Source organism: Cytophagia bacterium CHB2, from assembly GCA_030263535.1.
GTDB lineage: Bacteria > Zhuqueibacterota > Zhuqueibacteria > Zhuqueibacterales > Zhuqueibacteraceae > Coneutiohabitans.
Window position 1 is genome coordinate 1 of the sequence record SZPB01000643.1, and the last position, 1949, is coordinate 1949.

Genomic DNA, 1949 nt, shown 5'->3' on the forward strand with positions numbered 1-1949 from the left:
TCTTTTTCACGGACAGGCCGGAAGAAAGATTGTAAACCACAATCACGATCAGCAGCAATGCCACCACCACCCACAAAAAGTTCCTGCCAGAGGAGCTGCCGGAGGAATGGTTTTCATTGCCCATGACACACCTCAACTTATTTTTTTGTGAAATGCTTGGGCTCCGCCAGCCAGCACAACTGGAATCCGCCGGCTTGCGCGGGTAGCTCGCCTTCCAACAGAGCAACTCCGGCTTTCTTAAATGTCGTGAATGAAAGCTTCTCCCCGGTTACGAGAAAGCCGAGCAACTCGCTCACGTGCGGCTCGTGTCCGACCAGCGCCAGGACGGCGTCAGGATCGTGTTCATTGAGAAAAGGCAAGAGGGCGGCGGGATCGGCGTCGTCGCGCATAAGATCCGTTTGCTGAAGCTTGTGGATTTTTAATTTCTTTTGTATTATTTCGGCAGTCTGCTGTGCGCGCGTCAACGGGCTGGTGTAAAGATGGGTGAGCGTAATGTCCAGACGGCGCAAGCCTTCAGCAACGGCTTCGGTCTTTTTGCGGCCCTTGCCCGTTAACGGGCGTTCGAAATCAGGTTTGTCCCAATTTTCGCGCAGTTCTGCAATGCCGTGGCGGATAATGAAAACTTGCATGACCAACTCCTTTCACTCTGAGCCAGAAAAACCTGCAATGAATTCAAAAATAGAGCGGCGAAAACCGGGGCAATATAGCAAGTTTTTGCGCTCGTGTCAATTCTGCTCAAAGTCGAAGATGCAACCTGGCATGATCATGAAGCGCTTTCTCTTCTTTGGCTGCGCTGCCCTCATGTTCTGGAATTTTGCCTGTTCCAAAACACAAACTTCGCATACGCAAATTCCCGCACCGGTCGCGACAAGCCCGGCGCCCGCGGATACCGTGACCGTGACGCCAGAGTTGCCGCACGGTCCCGTTGCCGGTTCGGTGTGGGATGTGATGAAAGCCGGCGATCCCATTCCGCAGGATGTGCTGCAAGCTATGGTCAAGCTGGGCGCGGACATACGCCACGCGCAAAAACTCTGGCACGTCCAGCAAATCGACATCAATGACGACGGCGCCAAAGAGCTGATGATCTCGAATGTGATTGAATGGTGCGGCACCGGCGGCTGCGGCGCCTGGCTCTGGCAGCGCAACCGGCAAGGGTTGCGCAATTTGCTGCCTACCGATGACATCCTAACCGTCGCCGTCGAAATTGACACCACCACCACCGGCGGCTATCACGATCTTCGCTTCTATCATCGCACCTCGGATGAAAACAACCGCGCCGTTCTCGTCAGCGACAAGTTTGTATGGAACGGTGCGATCTATGCCTTCCACTCGCGCCAACAACACGGCGAGTATCTCGAATCGATGTTGCCGGCGTCGAGCTGGAAAGTCGTGCCGTGAAGCGATTTTCTTGCCCAGCACAAGAGTAGCTTATCTGTCAGATTTTTGACTGGAAATTTTGGGGCACCCCCCGGCCGTGAGCTTCTTTTCTTCGACCCTCGCTTGCATTTGAACAGAGACTTTGTTAAGCTTGCTGCACGATTTACATTAGAAAATCCGTTTTTATGAATTCGCTGAGCCAGAGTTTGACAGAGTCCGTCAAACAAGCAAGCGCATGAACAAGAGGCGTTAACATAAGCGCGCTATGCGGCGCATGAATTTTTCTTCAACGAGATTTTGGTGTGATTCTTATGAAATGCTTATCGTGCGGTCATCATGTGATCAAACGGGCAAAATTTTGTGATGCATGCGGCGCCCCGATCGTGCCGCGCGTCAGCATACGCGCGGAATCGGCCAAAAAATCATGGCATATGATGGCGGCTCTTGTGCTGCTTGGAATTGTGGCAGGCGCGGGCAGCGTCTATCTTCTTACCAAGCCGCAAGAAGCAGCGCACAACCACGCCGGCTTTGACCCTTCGTTGCGCGGTGAAGCGCTGGCGCAGCGCTATCCC

2 protein-coding genes are annotated in these 1949 nt (G+C 53.6%); one reads left to right on the forward strand and one right to left on the reverse strand.

The window, feature by feature from the left end:
• Positions 1-137: 137 nt before the first annotated feature.
• On the reverse strand, positions 138-635 hold the full coding sequence (sixA, locus tag FBQ85_29795) for a phosphohistidine phosphatase SixA (protein ID MDL1879324.1): 498 nt from the start codon (positions 633-635) through the stop codon (positions 138-140).
• A gap of 130 nt (positions 636-765) precedes the next feature.
• On the opposite strand from sixA, the gene FBQ85_29800 reads away from it, so the two are divergent.
• Positions 766-1398: a hypothetical protein gene (locus FBQ85_29800; GenBank protein MDL1879325.1), complete on the forward strand. Its 633-nt coding sequence runs from the start codon at positions 766-768 to the stop codon at positions 1396-1398.
• Positions 1399-1949 lie beyond the last annotated feature (551 nt).